This window comes from Streptomyces sp. NPDC029041 (assembly GCF_040637515.1).
In the GTDB taxonomy this organism is placed as follows: Bacteria; Actinomycetota; Actinomycetes; order Streptomycetales; family Streptomycetaceae; genus Streptomyces.
In genome coordinates this window covers 19375-36837 of record NZ_JBEZWO010000007.1, presented here as the reverse complement: position 1 = coordinate 36837, position 17463 = coordinate 19375, and the positions used below count along the sequence as shown (strand labels likewise).

Below are 17463 nucleotides of genomic sequence, written 5' to 3'. Positions count from 1 at the left end.
TGCCGGTTTCGCGTAAGGGGCCCTGTGGAGCGGCGCTCGCGGAGGGAGCTCAGGTTGTCCCTGACGGACAAGGCCATAGAGCAGATCCGTGAGCTCATCCGCTCGGGGGCGCTGCCCCCGGGCGCGAAACTGCCCCCGGAGCCGGAGTTGGCGGCGCAGCTGGGGCTCTCGCGCAACCTGGCCCGCGAGGCGGTCAAGGCGCTGTCCGTCGCCCGGGTGCTGGAGGTCCGCCGAGGAGACGGCACCTACGTGACCAGTCTCCAGCCGAGCCTGCTCCTGGAGGGCCTGGGCGGCGCGGTGGAGCTCCTCCAGAGCGACAAGGGCGCGCTGCTGGACCTGATGGAGGTGCGCCGGCTGCTCGAACCGCTCGCCACCGGGCTCGCCGCCGGCCGGATCACGGACGAGCAACTGGCCGATGTCGAGCGGCACCTGGACGCCATGCGGGAAGCTCGCGACGACGTCGAGCAGCTCAACGCGCACGACGCCGCCTTCCACCGGGCGGTGGTCGCGGCCACCGGCAACGAAACCCTGCTCTCCCTGCTCGAGGGCATCTCCGGCCACACCCTGCGGGCCCGCATCTGGCGCGGCCAGGTCGACGACCGGTCGTCCGAGCGGACCCTGGCGGAACACCAGGCGATCTTCGACGCCCTGTGCACCCGCGACCCCGCCCTCAGCCAGGCCGCCGCCCTGCTGCACGTCAGCAACACCGAGCACTGGCTCCGGCGCCATCTGCAGTCCCTCGATCTTCAGGCGTAGTACGTGCGGGGAGCCGTCGCACAGGACGGGCTTCGGTCACAACGCGCGGGAACCCTGTGCAACGCATTGACGGTCGGCGCGAGCTTCCTATCATCCCAACTACCGAAACCCCGAGCGCTGTTCGAGGTGCCGGACGATTCATGAGAGCCGGGGTCACCTGGAGTTCCCGGGGGCATCCCTCTGCGAGGCGAACTTGTCATGCACACACCTATCTCCACGTGAAGGAGTGATGTGATGCCAGCGCGCAAGTCACCCAGGTCATGGTCCGTCGTCGCCGCGGCGTTCCTCGCCATGGCCACGGCCACCAGTGCCATGGCACTGCCCGACGGCACCGACGGGCAGCGCACCGCGCCCGCGGGGGCCGCGGCCCCCGCGGCGACGGCCGGATGCGGCAAGACCCCCGGACTCGGCAGCGGCACCCACACCCTGCAGATCAACGGCAAGAGCCGCAGCTACATCCTGAAGGTGCCGGACAACTACGACCGCAACCGCCCCTACCGGATGGTCTTCGGCTTCCACTGGCGGGGCGGCACGTCCACCGACGTGGCCACGGGCCGCACCGTGCAGACCGGCACCTGGGCCTACTACGGACTCCAACGGCTGGCGAACAACAGCGCCGTCTTCATCGCACCCCAGGGCCTGAACAACGGCTGGGCCAACTCCGGCGGCGAGGACCTGGCCTTCGTCGACGCCATCATCCGCCAGGTGGACGCCGCACTGTGCGTCGACACCACCCGGCGCTTCTCCGTCGGGTTCAGTTACGGCGGCGCGATGACCTATGCCCTGGCCTGCTCCCGGGCGACGGTGTTCCGCGCGGTCGCCGTTCAGTCCGGCGCACAGCTCAGCGGCTGCGGCGGCGGCTCCCAGCCCGTCGCGTACCTGGGCATCCACGGCATCCGGGACTCCGTCCTCGGGGTGGCCGCCGGACGTTCGCTGCGTGACCGGTTCGTCCGCAACAACGGGTGCACGGCCCAGAACGCGCCCGAACCGGCGCAGGGCAGCAGGGCGCACCGCGTCACCCCGTACGCGGGCTGCGCCTCCGGACGCCCGGTCGTGTGGGCCGCGTTCGACGAGGGCCACATCGCCGCGCCGCAGGACGGGGCAGCCGGCGACAGCGGCTCCCGGACCTGGGTGCCGGGCGAGATCTGGAACTTCTTCACCCGGTTCTGAGGCCTCCTCCCCGGCAGCGAGCCGGCGCAGTTCCTGTGCGGTCGCGGCCCGTTCCGTTCGGGAGCGGGCCGCGGTCCCGCCGCGGGTCATTCCTGCGCGGCCGGCGCCACCGAGTCCAGCCGGAGGAGAACGGCGGTGTCTGCGCGCGGCAGGGAGACGGTGAGCCGCCCCGCGTCCGCGTCCCACTCCACGGCGGCATCGGCTGTCGACGGATACAGCACCACGGGCCGGACGGGCGTACCCCGCAGATGAGGGAGGGCGAGGCTGCTGCTCGGGGCGGGTGCCGCGCCGTTGTCCGGTGCCCGCCTGCAGACGGAGAGGAACGTGGCCCCTCGGCCACGGAGTCCGTGCGCGATCCACTCGTCCTCCCAGCCGGGAAGCCCCAGAGGCCAGAACGGCCGCGCCCCGCCGAGCTCCGGCCGGAGCTCCTTGTACACGGAGACCGCCGAGCGGACCAGGCCGGACTGCTCGGGGCTCATCAGGTTGAGGAAGCCGGAGAGGTGGACGCGGCCGAGCAGGGCCCCGGTGAGGGTGAGGGCGATCTCGTCGAGCGTGTGGTCCGGCTGGGGGTAGGCCCAGATCGCGGCCTGCTCCGGTGTCACGGCGGTGGCGGCCGCGGCGGCGATGGGCGGATAGCGCAGGAGGTCCTGCTGGTCGCTGGTGGACTGCAGTTGGGCCACGGCCAGCTGCGCGTAGTCCATGCGCAGGCCGCCCGATCCGCAGTTCTCCAGGACGAGGCCGGGATGCCGCTCGAGGAGCGCGGCCATCCAGTCGAGATGAGCGCGATGGTGCCCGAGCAGACCGGCACCCGCGCTCTCGGGGCCGTTCTCCGTGCCGGGTCCGATGTTGATGTTGTAGTCGAGCTTCAGGTAGCCGACGCCCCACTCACCGACCAGCCGGTCCACGACCTCGTCGAGATGGGCGCGGGCGGCCGGGTGACGCAGGTCCAGGTGATGCCGCCCGTGTTCGGTGACACGCAGACCGCCGCGCCGGAAGAACGCCTCGGGAGGCAGGGTGCGCGCCAGGGGGCTGCGTACGCCGACGACTTCGGGTTCGAGCCAGAGCCCCGGGGTCATCCCGTGCGCTCTGATCGTGTCCAGGACCTTTGGCAGACCGCCCGGGAAGCGGCGGGGAGCGGGCTCCCAGGCGCCGACGGCGTCCCACCAGCCCTGGGCGTCGTCGTCGTACCAGCCCGCGTCGATCACGAACACCTCGGCACCGGCCGCACCCGCCGCCTCGATCAGCGGCAGGAGCCGTTCGGTGGTGGGGTCGCCCATCAGGGTGTTCATGTAGTCGTTGTAGATCACCGGCAGCGTGCGGTGGTCCGGGTGGTCGCGGCGGATGCTGCGGCGGTGGTCGGTGAGTTCGCCGAAGGCCACGTCCAGTCCACCGGCCTCCGTGTGGACGAGCACGGCCGGGACGGTGTGGAACTCCTCGCCGGGAGCCAGGGTGTGCCGCCACTGGTGGTGCGCGTCGTCGGGACCGAACAGGGCCACATAAGCGGCGCCCTCGCGCTCCCCCGTCTCGAAGCGCCAGCCCGCGCTGGACTCGATCTGCCACAGCCAGGCGCGGCCTGCGGAGTCGGTGAGGCCGGCCACGGGGAGGTGGCGGCCGGTGGACCAGCTCCCCTGCGAGTACCGCTCGAAGCAGCCCCGGCCCTCGTGACCGTGGGCGGAGCGGCTGAGCGGGACCACCCGCTTGCGGAACCCGTCCTGCCGCCACCGGCATTCGGCGAGCCAGTCGTTGTCCGCCCAGTGCAGGGTCAGGTCGTCGAGGCCGCCCGCCCCGTCGACGACGCCACCGAGGGCCAGGGTGGAGACGCTCTCCAGCCGCAGCGCCGCGCCGCCCTCGTTGACGAGGCGGACCCGGGCCCGCAGGCACCGGCTGCCCGCACGGGTTTCGAGGGTGACGTGAGCGGCCAGAGCGGTCTCGGCGTCCAGGAGCCGGATCGTCGTGCACTCCCCGCCGCCCCGCCGGACCGTCTCATGCCCCTCGTAGGCCAGGCGTTCGCCGATGGCCGTCTCGATGAACCGCTCCCCCGACCACATGCGTCCGTGACCGGTGGCGGTGACCTCGACGAGGGGCACCAGACGGGCCCAGTCCTGACCGGGTCTTCCCAGTCTCACCGCTCCGGTGGCACCCAGGACGGCGTACAGGCCGGATTCCGGATGCGACCAGACCCAGGAGCCCTCGGCTGTCTCGACGGTAGCGGTCAACGCGCTTCCCCTTCCGGGATGAAGTGGTCCTGCGACGGTCTGCGTGGGGCTGATCTGGGGATTCACCGACGGCGACGGGGCCGGGCCCCGGCGGCGGAGGTTCCGGCGAGCTGATTGCGCGCTCCCGGTCTCTTGACGCCCGCGTTGTGACCGCTCACAATCCTCGCATGTTTGTGACCGGTCACACAAGGTCGTGCGACTCCTCCGACCCCCCTCAGGGGCAGCAGAAGGCCGCGAGCATCCGCGATGTCGCCCAGGCGGCGGGCGTCTCCTACCAGACCGTTTCGAGGGTCATCAACGGCCACCCGAACGTCCGGGACGAGACGCGCAAGCGGGTGCGGGAGGCCATCGACGCCTTGGGGTTCAGGCGCAACGCCACCGCGTTCGCGCTGGCCAGCGGCGTGACCCGGTCGGTCACCGTCCTCACGTCGAACACCCTGCTCTACGGTTACGCGGCCACCCTGCAGGGCCTGGAGGAGGCGTCCCGCGCCACGGGCCACACGCTCGGCGTGCGGGTTCTGACTCCCGAGGACGACCTGGACCGCACGATCGCCTCGGCCGCCGACACCGGTGGCGGCCTCGTGGTCATCGGCTTCGACCGCCTCGGTGCGGCCGCCCTGGACCGCGTACCGGCCCACGTGCCGTGCGCGGCGGTCGTGGAGGCGCCGCCCACGGGCAGCTCACCGGGTCTGCCCGCCGTGTGGGCCGACGACCGCGAGGCGGCCCGTGCCGCCACCGAACACCTCTTGTCGCTGGGGCACGGCACCGTCCACTACGTGGCCATTCCCGCCTCGACCGGATCACGGCACTCGGTGGGACCGCGCGCCGAGGGCTGGCGTCAGGCCCTGGAAGCGGCCGGCGCCGCCGCTCCCGAGCCGTCCGGCAAGGGCTGGGACGCCCGAGCCGGATACGAGGCCGGGGAGAAGCTCGCCCGGAACCCTGAGGCCACCGCGATCCTCTGCGGCAACGACGACCTGGCGCTCGGTGTCCTGCGGGCCCTGCACCACGCCGGCCGGCGGGTCCCGGAGGACGTCAGCGTCATCGGGTTCGACGACGCTCCGCACTCCGCCTACGTCACCCCGTCCCTCACGACGGTCCGCATGGACTTCCAGGGGCTGGGCCGCGCCGCCTTCGGGCTGCTGCGTGCCCGCCTCGACCCCGACCAGCAGGCACCCGCGGCGGTGCCGGCCGAACCCGCCCTCGTCCTCAGGGAGAGCGCGGGCCCGCCCCGCACATGAACCGGACCGCACCCCGCGGCCCCACGTCCCCTTCCGCCCTCTTCCCGTACTCCGCAGCCATCGCCCCTCTCCACAGCAGCGCACCGCCCTCCCGCTCCTTACGACCGAGGATCTCGCCATGAGAAGAGCCGTCTCCGTCCTTGTCACCGCCTGTCTGCTCGGCCTGACCGCCACCGCCTGCAGCGACAGCACCGCCGGAGGGACCGGCGCCGCTCCCGAGGGATCGGTCGACCCGACCGCCGACCTCAAGGGTGTCGAACTCACCATGTGGACGGCCCAGAACAGCGTCGGGCAGCCCAAGCAGGCCATCGAGGCGTTCGAGAAGGCCACCGGGGCCAAGATCAACACCGAGGTCATCCCCGACCCCTACGAGTCGAACGTCCCGACCAAGCTCGCCTCGGGCGTCAAGCCGGACCTGATGTTCTGGCAGCCCACGGGCAGCACCCTGCCGTTCATCCAGCCCCAGCAGAACCTGCTCCAGCTCGACCAGGAGGACTGGGTCCAAAAGCTCGGCAAGACGGAGCAGGGCCTCGGCCAGGTCGACGGCCACCGTTACGCGGCCATCGTCACCAGCCCCGCGGTCCTCGGCATCTACTACAACAAGGACGTCTTCAAGAAGGCCGGCATCACCGCGATGCCGAAGAGCTACGACGACCTCCTCGCCACCGCCGCGACGATCAAGTCCAAGACGGGCGTGGCCCCGTTCTTCGAGGTCGGCGGCGACAAGTGGCCCCTGCAGTGGCAGGTGCAGGTGCAGATGACGGATCTGCCGCAGACGTTCTGGGACAAGCTGAACAAGAACGAGGCCGCCTGGACCGACAAGACCGTCGTCGACGCCATCACGAAGTACAAGACGAAGGTCCTCGACGGCGGCCTGGCGCAGAAGAACTACAAGACGGCCACGTTCGTCGACCAGGGCAAGGCGATCATGGACGGCAGTGCCGCGATGGCGCTCAACGTCACCTCGCTCCAGTCCCAGATACAGGCCACCTCCAGCACGGAGGAGATGGACAGGAAGCTGGGCTGGTTCCCCATCGCCAACAGCGCCGCCAAGGCCGAGTACTCGCCCGACCAGACCAACGGTGTCGTCGCCTTCAAGACCGGTGACACCAAGCGGCAGAACGCCGCCCGGCAGTTCCTGTCCTTCTGGCTCGGCAAGGACTACCCGGACTACATCAAGGCGAACAAGCTGGTCTCGGTGCAGCCGTCGGTGCCCAACCCCGGCGGTCTGCCGCAGACCGCGATCGCCCAGGCCGAGGCGCTATCCTCCGCCACCGGCGTCTTCCAGGTCAAGGCACTGACCGCGCCCGACATGCATCTCGCCCTCGCCGACATGATCTACGGCAAGAAGTCGCCCCGGCAGGTCGCCCAGGCCGCCCAGGACCAGTTCGAGCAGGTGCTCAAGGCGCGCGGCGTCTCCGGCTTCTGACCGTCGCCCTTTCGCCAGCCCGCTCCCCGGGCCGCCGTCGGCGGCGCGCCCGGGGCCCGCATCCGGAGGTAAGAAAGTGGTGGACACCGCCACCAGGGGCGCCATCGACGCCACGCGCGCGAAGGACCGGGGCGCATCGCCCCGTCGCGGCCGGCGCGAGCGCGTCCGCAGGAAGGCCGACCAGCCGTGGTGGTTCGCGCTTCCCGCGCTCGCCGTGTTCGGTGCGTTCTTCCTGCTGCCGAACCTGCTGAACTTCGTCTACCCGTTCACCGACTGGTCGGCGTTCCACCCGCAGATCGGCTTCGTGGGCCTGTCGAACTTCGAGACCATCCTGAACGACGGCTCGATGGCCCGCGACATCCGCATCACCCTGGCGTACGCGGTCCTGGTGGCCGTGTTCCAGAACGGCTTCGGTCTGGGCCTGGCCCTGCTGCTGGAGCGTGACACCCGCTTCAACCGCTTCTTCAGGGCGGTGTTCTTCCTGCCCGTACTGATCTCCGCCCTGGCCGTGGGCTACATCTTCCGGGCCCTGCTCGCCCAGGACGGGGCGCTCAACAGCGTGCTGTCGTCCCTCGCGGGACACCAGGTCGACACGCCCTGGCTCGGGTCGACGACCTGGACCCTTGTCGTGGTGACCCTCGTCCACGGCTGGAAGTGGATGGGCCTGGCCATGCTGATCTACCTCGCGGGCCTGAAGAGCATGCCCGGTGACGTGCTGGAGGCCGCCCGGATCGACGGGGCCGGCGCCTGGCGCACCTTCTGGTCGATCAAGTTCCCGCTGCTGGCGCCCGCGGTGACGTTCAACGTGACGACCGCGCTGATCGGCTCCATGAACACCTTCGACATCGTCCAGGCGACCACCGGGGGTGGTCCGGGCAGCGAGACCGAGGTGTTCAACATCTACATGTTCCGCATCTTCGGCCAGGGCCTGTACGCCCAGGCGTCCGCGATGAGTCTGGTGCTCTTCCTCGTGGTCGTCGTCCTCGCCGTGCCCGTGATCGTCGGCCTGCGCCGGAGGGAGAACAACCAGTGACCGCCACCGTGTTCGCTCCCGCCCGCAGGCGCCCCACGCGCTGGCTGCAGCCGGCCGCCGTCCTGCTCATCGCGGCCGTCACCATCGGCATCCCGCTCTGGCTCGTCGCGGTGACCTCCGTGAAGCCCCAGGCGGAGGCGATCAAGCCCAACCTCTCGCTGCCGCACCGGGTGCAGGCCGCGGAGAACTACCAGCAGACCTTCGACCAGGGCAAGGTCGTCCAGGGTTTCGTCAACAGCCTGCTGGTCGTGGTCCCTTCCGTGGTCCTCGTGCTGCTCCTGGGCGCCGGCGCCGCGTGGGTCTTCGCCCGCCGCAAGGGGCGCCTGACCGGCACGCTGTACGCGCTGAGCATCAGCGGGCTCCTGCTGCCGCCCGCCGTCATCACCATCGTCATGGAACTGCGTCAACTCGGCTTGGCAGGCACCCAGTTGGGCATGATCGCGGTCTACACGGGGATGTACCTGTCCACGTCGATCTTCTTCATGACGGGCTTCATCCGGAACCTCCCCGAGGAACTGGAGGAGGCGGCGCGCATGGACGGAGCCGGTCCGGTCCGGGTCTTCTTCCAGGTGATCCTGCCGCTCCTGCGCCCCGTCATCGCCACCGCGACGATCATGGTGATGCTCTTCGCCTGGAGCGACGTCTTCTACGCGTTCTTCGTGCTGGGCGGCGGGGAGAAGGCCACGCTCCCGCTCAACCTCTACCAGGTCGCGAGCGCCCAGCTGTACCTGAACAACTGGCACCTCATCTTCGCCTACGTCGTGATGATGAGCCTTCCGATGGTGGCCGTCTTCGTCATCGCCCAGCGCCGGATCGTCGCCGGCATCACCAGCGGCGCCGTCAAGTAGCGCGCCCACGACCTCCGGGGCGCCACTCCCCGCGCGCCCCGTCCCTCACCCTCCGGTCCGCCCGGTCCGCCCGGGCTCCCCGGTCCACTCACCATCCTCCCGCAGCGACGCGGGAGGCGGAGGACGCACATGCCCCGAACCGAGCACACCTCACGCAGGACCGCCCGCCTCATGGGGGCCGTCGCCTGCGCCGCCGCGCTGATCGGCACGGCCGCCGTGACCGCTCCCGTCGCCCATGCGGCCACCCCGCAGGTCACCGTCGACCTGGGCAGGACCACCGGTGACGTCATGCACGGCGCCAACGGAACGCTGTACGGGCTCAGCGACGACGGTGTCCCCGGCGACGAGCTCGTGGCTCCGCTGCACTTGACCACGGTCGTGCAGAAAGCGCCGGACGGGGCGCAGCACCCCAACGGGGACGCGCTCGCGATCAAGAAGGGCTACGACCGCAACGGCGGCGGCGAGGTCCACATCTACATGCAGGACGTCTACGCCCAGTGGCCGTACGAGAACCTCGGTCTGGACGACTACCTGGCCAAGGTCGACACCATGGTCCGCAAGGTCGCCGCCCGCCCCGACCGTGACGACTTCGTGTGGGTGCCCTTCAACGAACCGGACGGCATCTGGTATCAGGGGCTGGGCAGTTCCGACAGTGCCACGTACGCGAGCGCGCTCAGCAAGTTCCGCAGCGACTGGAGCACGGTCTACAAGAAGATCCGCTCGATCATCCCCGACGCCCGGATAGCGGGGCCCAACGAGACCCACTACGACGCCAGGCTCATGGGCGACTTCTATCCGTGGGCCAAGGCCAACGAGGTGCTTCCGGACATCACCACCTGGCACGAGCTGGGCCCTGGCTCCCTGAAGGACTTCGAGTCCCACCTCGCCGACTACCGGGCCGTCGAGAAGAAGGCCGGCATCTCCGAACGGCCGGTCAGCATCAACGAGTACGGCAACCGGCGCGACCAGTCCGTGCCCGGCCAGATGGTGCAGTGGCTGTCGATGTTCGAACGCAACAAGGTCTACGCCGACCAGGCCTACTGGAACATCGCGGGCAACCTCAACGACAACGCCGCGCAGACCAACATCCCCAACGGCACCTGGTGGCTGCTGCGCTGGTACGCGGGCCTGACCGGCAAGACCGTACGGCTGGACCCGCCGCAGCCGAACACGATCGACACGGTCCAGGGCATCGCCTCGCTGGACACCGGCCGCAGCCAGGCCCAGGTACTGCTCGGCGGCACCTCCGGCGACGTCGACACCGTGATCCGCAACGTCCCCTCGCGCTTCGGCAAGAAGGTCAACGTCACCGTCGAGCGCGTCGGCTGGAGCGGCTACGAGGGCGCCGCCGCGCCGAGCGTGGTGTCCCGCACCACCAGCAAGGTCGCCGCGAACGGCAGCGTCACCGTGCCGCTGACGAACCTGGACGCCATGTCGGCGTACCGCGTCACCGTCAACCCGGCCGGCAGCGGCTCACCCACCGCGGCGAGCCTGCCCTGGTCAGCGTCGTACGAGGCGGAGAACGCCGCCATCACCGGCGGCACGGTCTACTCCCAGGGCTCCTTGAGCAACCCCTACGGCTTCGCCACCTCGGGCACCAAGGACGTCGGCAGCCTGAACCAGCCGGACAGCAAGGTCGCCTTCACCGTCGACGTCCCGAAGACCGGCACCTACGACCTGGACGTCTTCTACGGCAACCAGTCCGGCGGGCCCGCCACCCAGACGCTGACGGTCGACGGCGGTGCGCCGAAGACCCTGACCTACGGCTCGACCCTGAACTGGACCTACCGGGCCACGGCGAGCACGCCCGTGTCCCTGACGGCCGGACAGCACACCCTGACCTTGAGCAAGGGCACGAACGAGGTCACGCTCGACAAGATCGACCTCACCGCGTCCAGGACCCCGGACACCGTCTACCCCGCGGCCTACGCCGACATCAGCGGGTCCCCGTCGTACGACTACACCGCCTCCGGGATCAGCGGCGCCGGTGCCCTGGTGCTGTGCCGCGGCGACAAGGCCGCCTTCGACGTCAACGCGCCGGCCGACGGCTACTACACCGTGCACGCCGACTACGCCGCCACCGGCGAGGGCACCCTGAGCATCGACGGCGCCACCGCCGCCGCGCTCCCCTCCACCCGGGGCCGTGTCACCGACAAGCCTCTGCGGCTGTACCTGTCGCAGGGCAACAACCGCATCACCGCAGCCGTCCCGGGCAACGGCAGCCTCACCCTGCGCGACCTGCGCGTCACCGGCACTGTCAGCACGTCGGGGGCCACGGCCTACGAGGCCGAGGAGGCCACTGCCGCCGGAACCGCGTCGGTCTCCGGCAACTCCTGGGCCTCCGGGGGCAAGTACGTCGGGCACGTCGGCCTGGGCGCCGGCAACACCCTCACCTTCAAGGTGAACGCCCCCTCGGCCGGTCGCTACGTGATGAACGTGCGCTACGCCAACAACGAGGTCGCCGGGTCCGGGAACTACAACACCAACGTCATCTCCCGGGCAGCGGACATCACCGTCAACGACACCTCCCAGAGGGTGATGTTCCGCAACTCCTACAGCTGGTCCAACTTCTGGGACCTGCCGGTCCCGGTCACCCTGAAGGCGGGCATCAACACCATCACCTTCGGCAACGCGACGGCGTACGCGCCGGACATCGACAAGGTGACCGTCGCGCCCCTGAACGGCTGAACGGCTGGCCGTACCGCACTCGGCAGGTTTCCACGATCGCACGCCGAGGGGCGGGCCGGATCGGAGCCGGCCCGCCCCTTGAGCAGCCCTGCCGAGCGGAACTCAGGCATCCCGGCGCCGTATGTGCAGATGACCCTCCCGGGGAAAGGAGGGCGGCGCCGGAGGCAGGACCGCGTCGAGGCCGTACCCGCTCTTGCTCGCCACGCGGCACGAGGCCGGGTTGTCCACCTGGTGCAGGAGTTCCAGGCGCTCCAGCCCGTCGGCCCCCATGACGTCGAAGGCCCAGCCGGTGAGAGCCTCCAGAGCACGCGGCGCCACCCCCCGGCCGCGGGCATGCGCCGCCGTCCAGTAGCCCACCTCGGCGGACGGCTTTCCGGAGGCTGCCTCCTTGAGGACCACGTGGCCCGCCAACTGCCCGCGGGGCGAATCGGGTTGCGTTTCGAGGACCGCGAACCCCAACCGGTCCCCCGCCGTCCAGCCCCGCTCCTGTTCCCGCACCCACCGCATCCCATCGCCCTCGTTCTCCACCGCCGAGCCGGTCCAGCGGCGCAGTACGGGATCCCGGAACACATCGACGAGCGCGGCGACGTCCTCCACGCACCAGGGACGAAGGACCAGGGCGGGAGCGGACGGCGTCGCGCCCGCATGCAGGACGGCGGTGTCGTTCACCCGCCGATCGTATGCGCCTTCCATGCCCCCACCTGGCGTCTCCCCCCAAGGGAGGCTCAAGAGCATGGCACCCTTGCATCGCCCCTTACATTGCGCAGCGCAAGGGATACCGTGCGCATACGGGATGCCGCCCCGGACCGACAGCGGCGATATGTGGAAAAATTACGCAGGATGAACAAGGGGGAACGCCCGTGAGCAGCAGCCTTCCCGGGGAGCTGGGCTACGAGGACGCAGTGCCCGACCGCACCGGCCAGGCAGAGGCCTTCGACGCCATCGGCGACCACTACGACGAGGCCTTCCCGCACAAGGAAGGGCAGGTCGCGGCCACCGAGTGGCTCGTGGACTCCCTGCCGGCCGGGTCCCGCGTGCTGGACCTGGGATGCGGCACCGGGCTCCCGACCGCCCGGCAGCTGGCGGAGGCGGGCTTCGAGGTCACCGGCGTCGACCTGTCGGGCGGAATGGTCGCCCTGGCCCGTGAGCACGTGCCCGGCGGCACCTTCCACCAGGCGGACATCGCTGATCTGCGGCCGGGAGGACCTTGCGACCTCGGCCGGTTCGACGCGGTGGCCGCCTTCTTCTCCCTGCTCATGCTGCCGCGCGCCGAGATCCCCCTCGCGCTGCGGACCGTCCGCCATCTCCTGCTACCGGACGGCTTGTTCGTGCTGTCGATGGTGGAGGCCGACGTGGACGACTTCTCGATCCCGTTCCTCGGAAAGACCATCCGGGTGTCCGGGTACCTGCGGGACGAGCTGAGGGAGACCGTCGAGGCGACCGGCTTCGAGATCGTCGAGGAGGCCTCCTACACCTACGCACCCGCGAGCGCCGACGTACCGCCCGAGGTGCAGATCTTCCTGCGCTGCCGACGGCGCGGCTGACCGCTCCGGCCCCGCCCGCACCGGCAGGGCCCCCTCAGACGGAAGCGACACGGTGACGAAGCACCTGAGAGCTCATGAACACCCCGGCAGGTGGGCCAGGGCGAAGGAGCACGTCACGCCCCCACGCCGGCCACAGCTCCCCGGGCCGCAGACCGACCGGCTCCGCTACCTCGACGAGGCGACGCGCCGGATCGCCCGCGGCATCGATCTCGACGAGACGTTGCACGCACTGTGCCGGGCGGCCGTCCCGTCCTTCGCCGACACGGCCTTCGTCCACCTGTCCGATCAACTGCCGGCCGGGGACGAGGGTCCTGGCTCCCCGGCCATGCTGCGGCTGCACAGCACGGACCGGGCGCCGCCGCGGGATCCGGCAGCCCACGCACCCGGTCCCACCCCCGGGGACCCGGCGGACGTGCGACCGGCAGACGTCGTACGCCCGGCCGCCGACGGCCGGCTGGCCGAGCTGCTGCGCGCCGGGCAGCCCCTGCCGGGGGACGCCCCAGGGGTCGCTCCCGCCCTGACCGAACTGCTGGGACCGGCGGGCGTTCCCGGTGCGGCGCGCCCCGGACCGCGGCTGATCATCGCCCCGATGCTCGGCCGCCGCCACGTCATGGGCAGCGTCGTCCTCATCCGCCGCCCCGACCGGCCCGCCTTCACCGGGGACGACCTCCTTGTCGCCTCCCAGCTCGCCACCCACACCGCACTCGGCGTCGACAAGGCCGCGTTCTACCTCCGCGAGACGTCGGTCGCCGCCGCACTGCAGCGCACGATGCTCCCTCCGGCACTGCCCGAGCCGACCGGAGTCCGGCTGGCAAGCCGTTACCTCCCCGCCTCCCGCGCCTCCCAGGTGGGCGGCGACTGGTACGACGCGATCCCCCTGCCCGGCAACCGTGTCGCGCTGGTGATCGGCGATGTCATGGGCCATTCCATGACGTCGGCCGCCATCATGGGCCAGCTGCGCACCATCGTGCAGACCCTGGCCGGGCTCGGCCTTCCTCCCGACGAGGTCCTGCACCACCTCGACGAGCAGGCGGAGCGGCTGGGCAGTGACCACATGGCGACGTGTCTGTACGCGATGTACGACCCCGTACTGCATCGGCTGCTGGTCGCCAACGCCGGTCACCCGCCCCCGGTGCTCCTCCACGCGGACGGCCGGGAGGAGGTACTGCGGATCCCGCCCGGAGCGCCGATCGGCGTCGGCGGCAGCGGCTTCGAGTCCACCGAGATGCACGCGCCGTCCGGAGCGACTCTGCTGCTGTACACCGACGGGCTCGTCGAGTCCCGCGACTCGGACCTGCTGTCCGGCGTGGAGCGGCTGTGCGCACACCTGCGCGCTTCCGGTGCCGGTCCCCCGTCGCTGGAAGTGCTGTGCGACCAGGCACTCGGCACGCTGGGCACGCGCGACCGGGACGACGACATCGCGCTGCTCGCGGCCCGGTTCGAGGGCATCCTGCCGGAGAGGGTGGCGTACTGGTACATGGCTCCACGGCCGCAGACAGCGCGGCAGGCACGCCGGCTGACGCGAAGGACACTGCGCCAGTGGGGCCTCGACTCGATTCTGGAGCCGGCCGAACTGCTGGTCAGCGAGGTGGTGGCGAACGCCGTACGCTTCGCGTCCCGGCCGATCACCCTGCGCCTGATCCGCACGGACGTACTCCGCTGCGAAGTGGGCGACGACTCGCCGCAGGTGCCGAGGATGCGGCACGCCAGGCCGAGTGACGAGGGCGGCCGGGGACTGTTCCTGGTCGACCAGCTGGCCGAGCGCTGGGGGGCGACCAGGGTGAGCACGGGCAAGGTCGTCTGGTTCGAGCAGGCGCTGCCCGGCCGGGAATGACAGGGGACCACGTGCGGACGTGAGCCGCGTCGCATCGACAGGGGTGAGACTTGCTATGCAACGAGTTGCATAGCACGATCGTCGTCATGGCACTCGAGCACGCGATCCTGGTGTCGCTCCTGGAGAAGCCGGGATCCGGCTATGAGCTGGCCCGGCGTTTCGAACGGTCCATCGGCTACTTCTGGACCGCGTCCCACCAGCAGATCTACCGCGTGCTGAAGCGCATGGAGAGCGACGGCTGGGTCGAAGCCCGGGACGTCCCGCAGCAGGGACGGCCGGACAAGAAGGAGTACTCCGTCGCCGACCTCGGCCGGGCCGCGCTGTCCTCGTGGCTGCACGATCCGATCGAGCCGGAAAGCGTCCGCCACGACCTGGCGGTGAAGATCCGGGGTGCCGCCTTCGACGACCCGGCCGCCCTGATCCGCGAGGTGGAGCGGCACCGGCAGGCGCACCGGGACCGGCTGACGCACTATCTGGCAGGCGAGGAGCGGGACTTCACGGGGCCCGAAGCGGGCGCGGCCGCTCCGGAAGCACCGCTGGACGCGGAGCGGGAGCTCCAGCACGTCGTACTGCGCGGCGGCATCGCCTACGAGCGGATGATGATCGGCTGGCTGGACGACGTGCTCGCCACGCTGGCCCGGTTCGGCCCGGGCCACTGACCGCGCCGCGTCCTGCTCGCCGGACGCCACACCTCTCGATTCCCACACCTCCACAGCCGAAAGGGGCCCTCACCATGGCTGACCACCTGCTCTTCAACCCGCGCACCTACGACCCGGCGCACTTCGACCCCGAGACACGCCGCTTGCTGCGTGCCACCGTCGACTGGTTCGAGGACCGCGGGAAGCGGCAGCTGATAGAGGACTACCGGACCCGCGCATGGCTCGGTGACTTCCTCGCCTTCGCCGCGAAGGAGGGCCTGTTCGCCACCTTCCTGACGCCGTCGTCCACCGCGGGAGAGGGAGAGCCGGACAAGCGGTGGGACACCGCCCGTATCGCCGCACTCAACGAGATCCTCGGCTTCTACGGCCTGGACTACTGGTACGCCTGGCAGGTCACCATCCTCGGCCTCGGCCCGGTCTGGCAGAGCGACAACGCCGCCGCCCGCGCCCGCGCCGCGGAACTCCTCTCGGAAGGAGAGGTGTTCGCGTTCGGCCTGTCCGAGAAGGCCCACGGCGCCGACATCTACTCCACCGACATGCTGCTCGAGCCCGACGGCGACGGCGGGTTCCACGCCACCGGCTCCAAGTACTACATCGGCAACGGCAACGCCGCCGGACTCGTCTCCGTCTTCGGCCGCCGTACCGATGTCGAGGGTCCCGACGGCTACGTGTTCTTCGCCGCCGACAGCCGTCATCCGGCCTACCACCTGGTCAAGAACGTCGTCGACTCGTCCAAGTTCGTCAGCGAGTTCCGTCTGGAGGACTATCCCGTAACGCCCGCGGACGTCCTGCACACCGGCCGCGCGGCCTTCGACGCCGCCCTCAACACGGTCAACGTCGGCAAGTTCAACCTCTGCACCGCCTCGATCGGCATCTGCGAACACGCGATGTACGAGGCCGTCACCCACGCGAGCAACCGCGTCCTCTACGGCCGCCCCGTCACCGCGTTCCCGCACGTGCGGCGCGAACTGACCGACGCCTACGTCAGGCTCGTCGGCATGAAGCTGTTCAGCGACCGCGCTGTCGACTACTTCCGCTCCGCCGGCCCGGACGACCGCCGCTACCTGCTCTTCAACCCGATGACGAAGATGAAGGTGACCACGGAGGGCGAGAAGGTCATCGACCTGATGTGGGACGTCATCGCCGCCAAGGGCTTCGAGAAGGACAACTACTTCAGCCAGGCGGCCGTGGAGATCCGCAGCCTGCCGAAGCTGGAGGGCACGGTCCACGTCAACCTCGCGCTGATCCTGAAGTTCATGCGCAACCATCTCCTCGACCCGGCCGAGTACCCGAGTGTGCCGACCCGTCTCGACGCGGCCGACGACGACTTCCTGTTCCGGCAGGGACCGGCCCGGGGCCTGGGCTCGGTGCGCTTCCACGACTGGCGCCCGGCCTTCGAGGCGTACGCGCACCTGCCCAACGTCGCTCGCCTGCGCGAACAGGCCGACGCGCTCTGTGAGTTCGTCACCACGGCCGCGCCCGACGCGGACCAGAGCCGCGACCTCGACCTCGTCCTGTCGATCGGCCAGCTCTTCGCGCTCGTGGTGCACGGGCAGCTCGTCCTGGAGCAGGCCGGCCTGACCGGACTCGACGAGGACGTGCTGGACGAGCTCTTCGCCGTCCTCGTACGGGACTTCTCCGGGCATGCCGTCGAACTGCACGGCAAGGACTCGGCGACCGTACAGCAGCAGGAGTGGGCGCTGGCCTCGGTCCGGCGGCCGGTCGTCGACGAGGCGCGCACGGAGCGCGTCTGGCAGCGGGTCGAGGCGTTGTCCGGCACGTACGAGATGGCCCGGTAGGCGCGTCGCGTCCCTCACGGTGGCCGTGTCCCCGCCCTGGTCTCGGGCGGGGACACCTCTCCCCGGCACGGGGCGGCACCGGATGCCGATGTGCAGGGTCAGTCGGGCACGAGATTCCTGGGCCTGAAGACGGCTCTCCCCGGACCGCCTGGGAACCTGACCGTCATCGGACCGCAGGGAGTGGCATGATGACCCTCATGTACACGTACCGAAAGGCCGATGCCGCGTAAGCGCCCCGGCGCGTTGCGC

Annotated in this window: 12 protein-coding genes and 1 pseudogene; 11 read left to right on the top strand and 2 right to left on the bottom strand. The window is 70.5% G+C overall.

The window, feature by feature from the left end:
* The first annotated feature begins 54 nt into the window (after positions 1-54).
* Entirely contained in the window at positions 55-756 is a 702-nt protein-coding gene (locus AB0F04_RS18810; protein ID WP_362042880.1) for a FadR/GntR family transcriptional regulator, read from the top strand.
* A 312-nt stretch (positions 757-1068) separates the two neighbouring features.
* Positions 1069-1923, top strand: a pseudogene (locus AB0F04_RS18805) (PHB depolymerase family esterase); the annotation flags it as partial.
* An 89-nt stretch (positions 1924-2012) separates the two neighbouring features.
* Here the strand turns inward: AB0F04_RS18805 and AB0F04_RS18800 are convergent.
* The gene (locus tag AB0F04_RS18800) at positions 2013-4142 is read right to left on the bottom strand and encodes a glycoside hydrolase family 36 protein (RefSeq protein WP_362042878.1); all 2130 of its coding nucleotides are present in this window, start codon (positions 4140-4142) and stop codon (positions 2013-2015) included.
* Between the two features lie 167 nt (positions 4143-4309).
* Between AB0F04_RS18800 and AB0F04_RS18795 the strand changes: the two genes are divergently transcribed.
* The 5 genes from AB0F04_RS18795 to AB0F04_RS18775 all read left to right on the top strand — a co-directional run bounded on the left by AB0F04_RS18795 (position 4310) and on the right by AB0F04_RS18775 (position 11378).
* A complete protein-coding gene (locus AB0F04_RS18795; protein ID WP_362042876.1) occupies positions 4310-5380 on the top strand; it encodes a LacI family DNA-binding transcriptional regulator in 1071 nt (356 codons plus the stop codon).
* A 118-nt stretch (positions 5381-5498) separates the two neighbouring features.
* Positions 5499-6809: an extracellular solute-binding protein gene (locus tag AB0F04_RS18790; protein ID WP_362042874.1), complete on the top strand. Its 1311-nt coding sequence runs from the start codon at positions 5499-5501 to the stop codon at positions 6807-6809.
* 76 nt (positions 6810-6885) lie between these two features.
* Positions 6886-7842: a sugar ABC transporter permease gene (locus AB0F04_RS18785; RefSeq protein WP_362042872.1), complete on the top strand. Its 957-nt coding sequence runs from the start codon at positions 6886-6888 to the stop codon at positions 7840-7842.
* The gene (locus tag AB0F04_RS18780) at positions 7839-8690 is read left to right on the top strand and encodes a carbohydrate ABC transporter permease (RefSeq protein WP_362042870.1); all 852 of its coding nucleotides are present in this window, start codon (positions 7839-7841) and stop codon (positions 8688-8690) included. Before AB0F04_RS18785 ends, AB0F04_RS18780 begins: the two co-directional genes overlap by 4 nt.
* 129 nt (positions 8691-8819) lie before the next feature.
* Positions 8820-11378 carry a CBM35 domain-containing protein gene (locus AB0F04_RS18775; RefSeq protein ID WP_362042868.1) on the top strand — a complete coding sequence of 853 codons (2559 nt, stop codon included), beginning with the start codon at positions 8820-8822 and terminating at the stop codon, positions 11376-11378.
* A 102-nt stretch (positions 11379-11480) separates the two neighbouring features.
* Here the strand turns inward: AB0F04_RS18775 and AB0F04_RS18770 are convergent, their stop codons facing one another.
* Complete coding sequence (locus AB0F04_RS18770; protein WP_362042866.1) at positions 11481-12047, bottom strand: GNAT family N-acetyltransferase; 567 nt, start codon at positions 12045-12047, stop codon at positions 11481-11483.
* Positions 12048-12238: 191 nt separating this feature from the next.
* Here AB0F04_RS18770 and AB0F04_RS18765 point away from each other — a divergent pair, with 191 nt between their 5' ends.
* The 4 genes from AB0F04_RS18765 (at position 12239) to AB0F04_RS18750 (ending at position 17214) form a co-directional block, all read left to right on the top strand.
* Positions 12239-12922, top strand: a complete 684-nt coding sequence (locus tag AB0F04_RS18765; protein WP_362042865.1) for a class I SAM-dependent methyltransferase — start codon at positions 12239-12241, stop codon at positions 12920-12922.
* Positions 12923-13112: 190 nt separating this feature from the next.
* Positions 13113-14756: a SpoIIE family protein phosphatase gene (locus AB0F04_RS18760; protein ID WP_362043515.1), complete on the top strand. Its 1644-nt coding sequence runs from the start codon at positions 13113-13115 to the stop codon at positions 14754-14756.
* An 86-nt stretch (positions 14757-14842) separates the two neighbouring features.
* Positions 14843-15415: a PadR family transcriptional regulator gene (locus tag AB0F04_RS18755; protein WP_362042863.1), complete on the top strand. Its 573-nt coding sequence runs from the start codon at positions 14843-14845 to the stop codon at positions 15413-15415.
* A 74-nt stretch (positions 15416-15489) separates the two neighbouring features.
* Positions 15490-17214, top strand: coding sequence for an acyl-CoA dehydrogenase family protein (locus AB0F04_RS18750; RefSeq protein ID WP_362042861.1), 1725 nt, complete (start codon positions 15490-15492; stop codon positions 17212-17214).
* Positions 17215-17463: the final 249 nt, after the last annotated feature.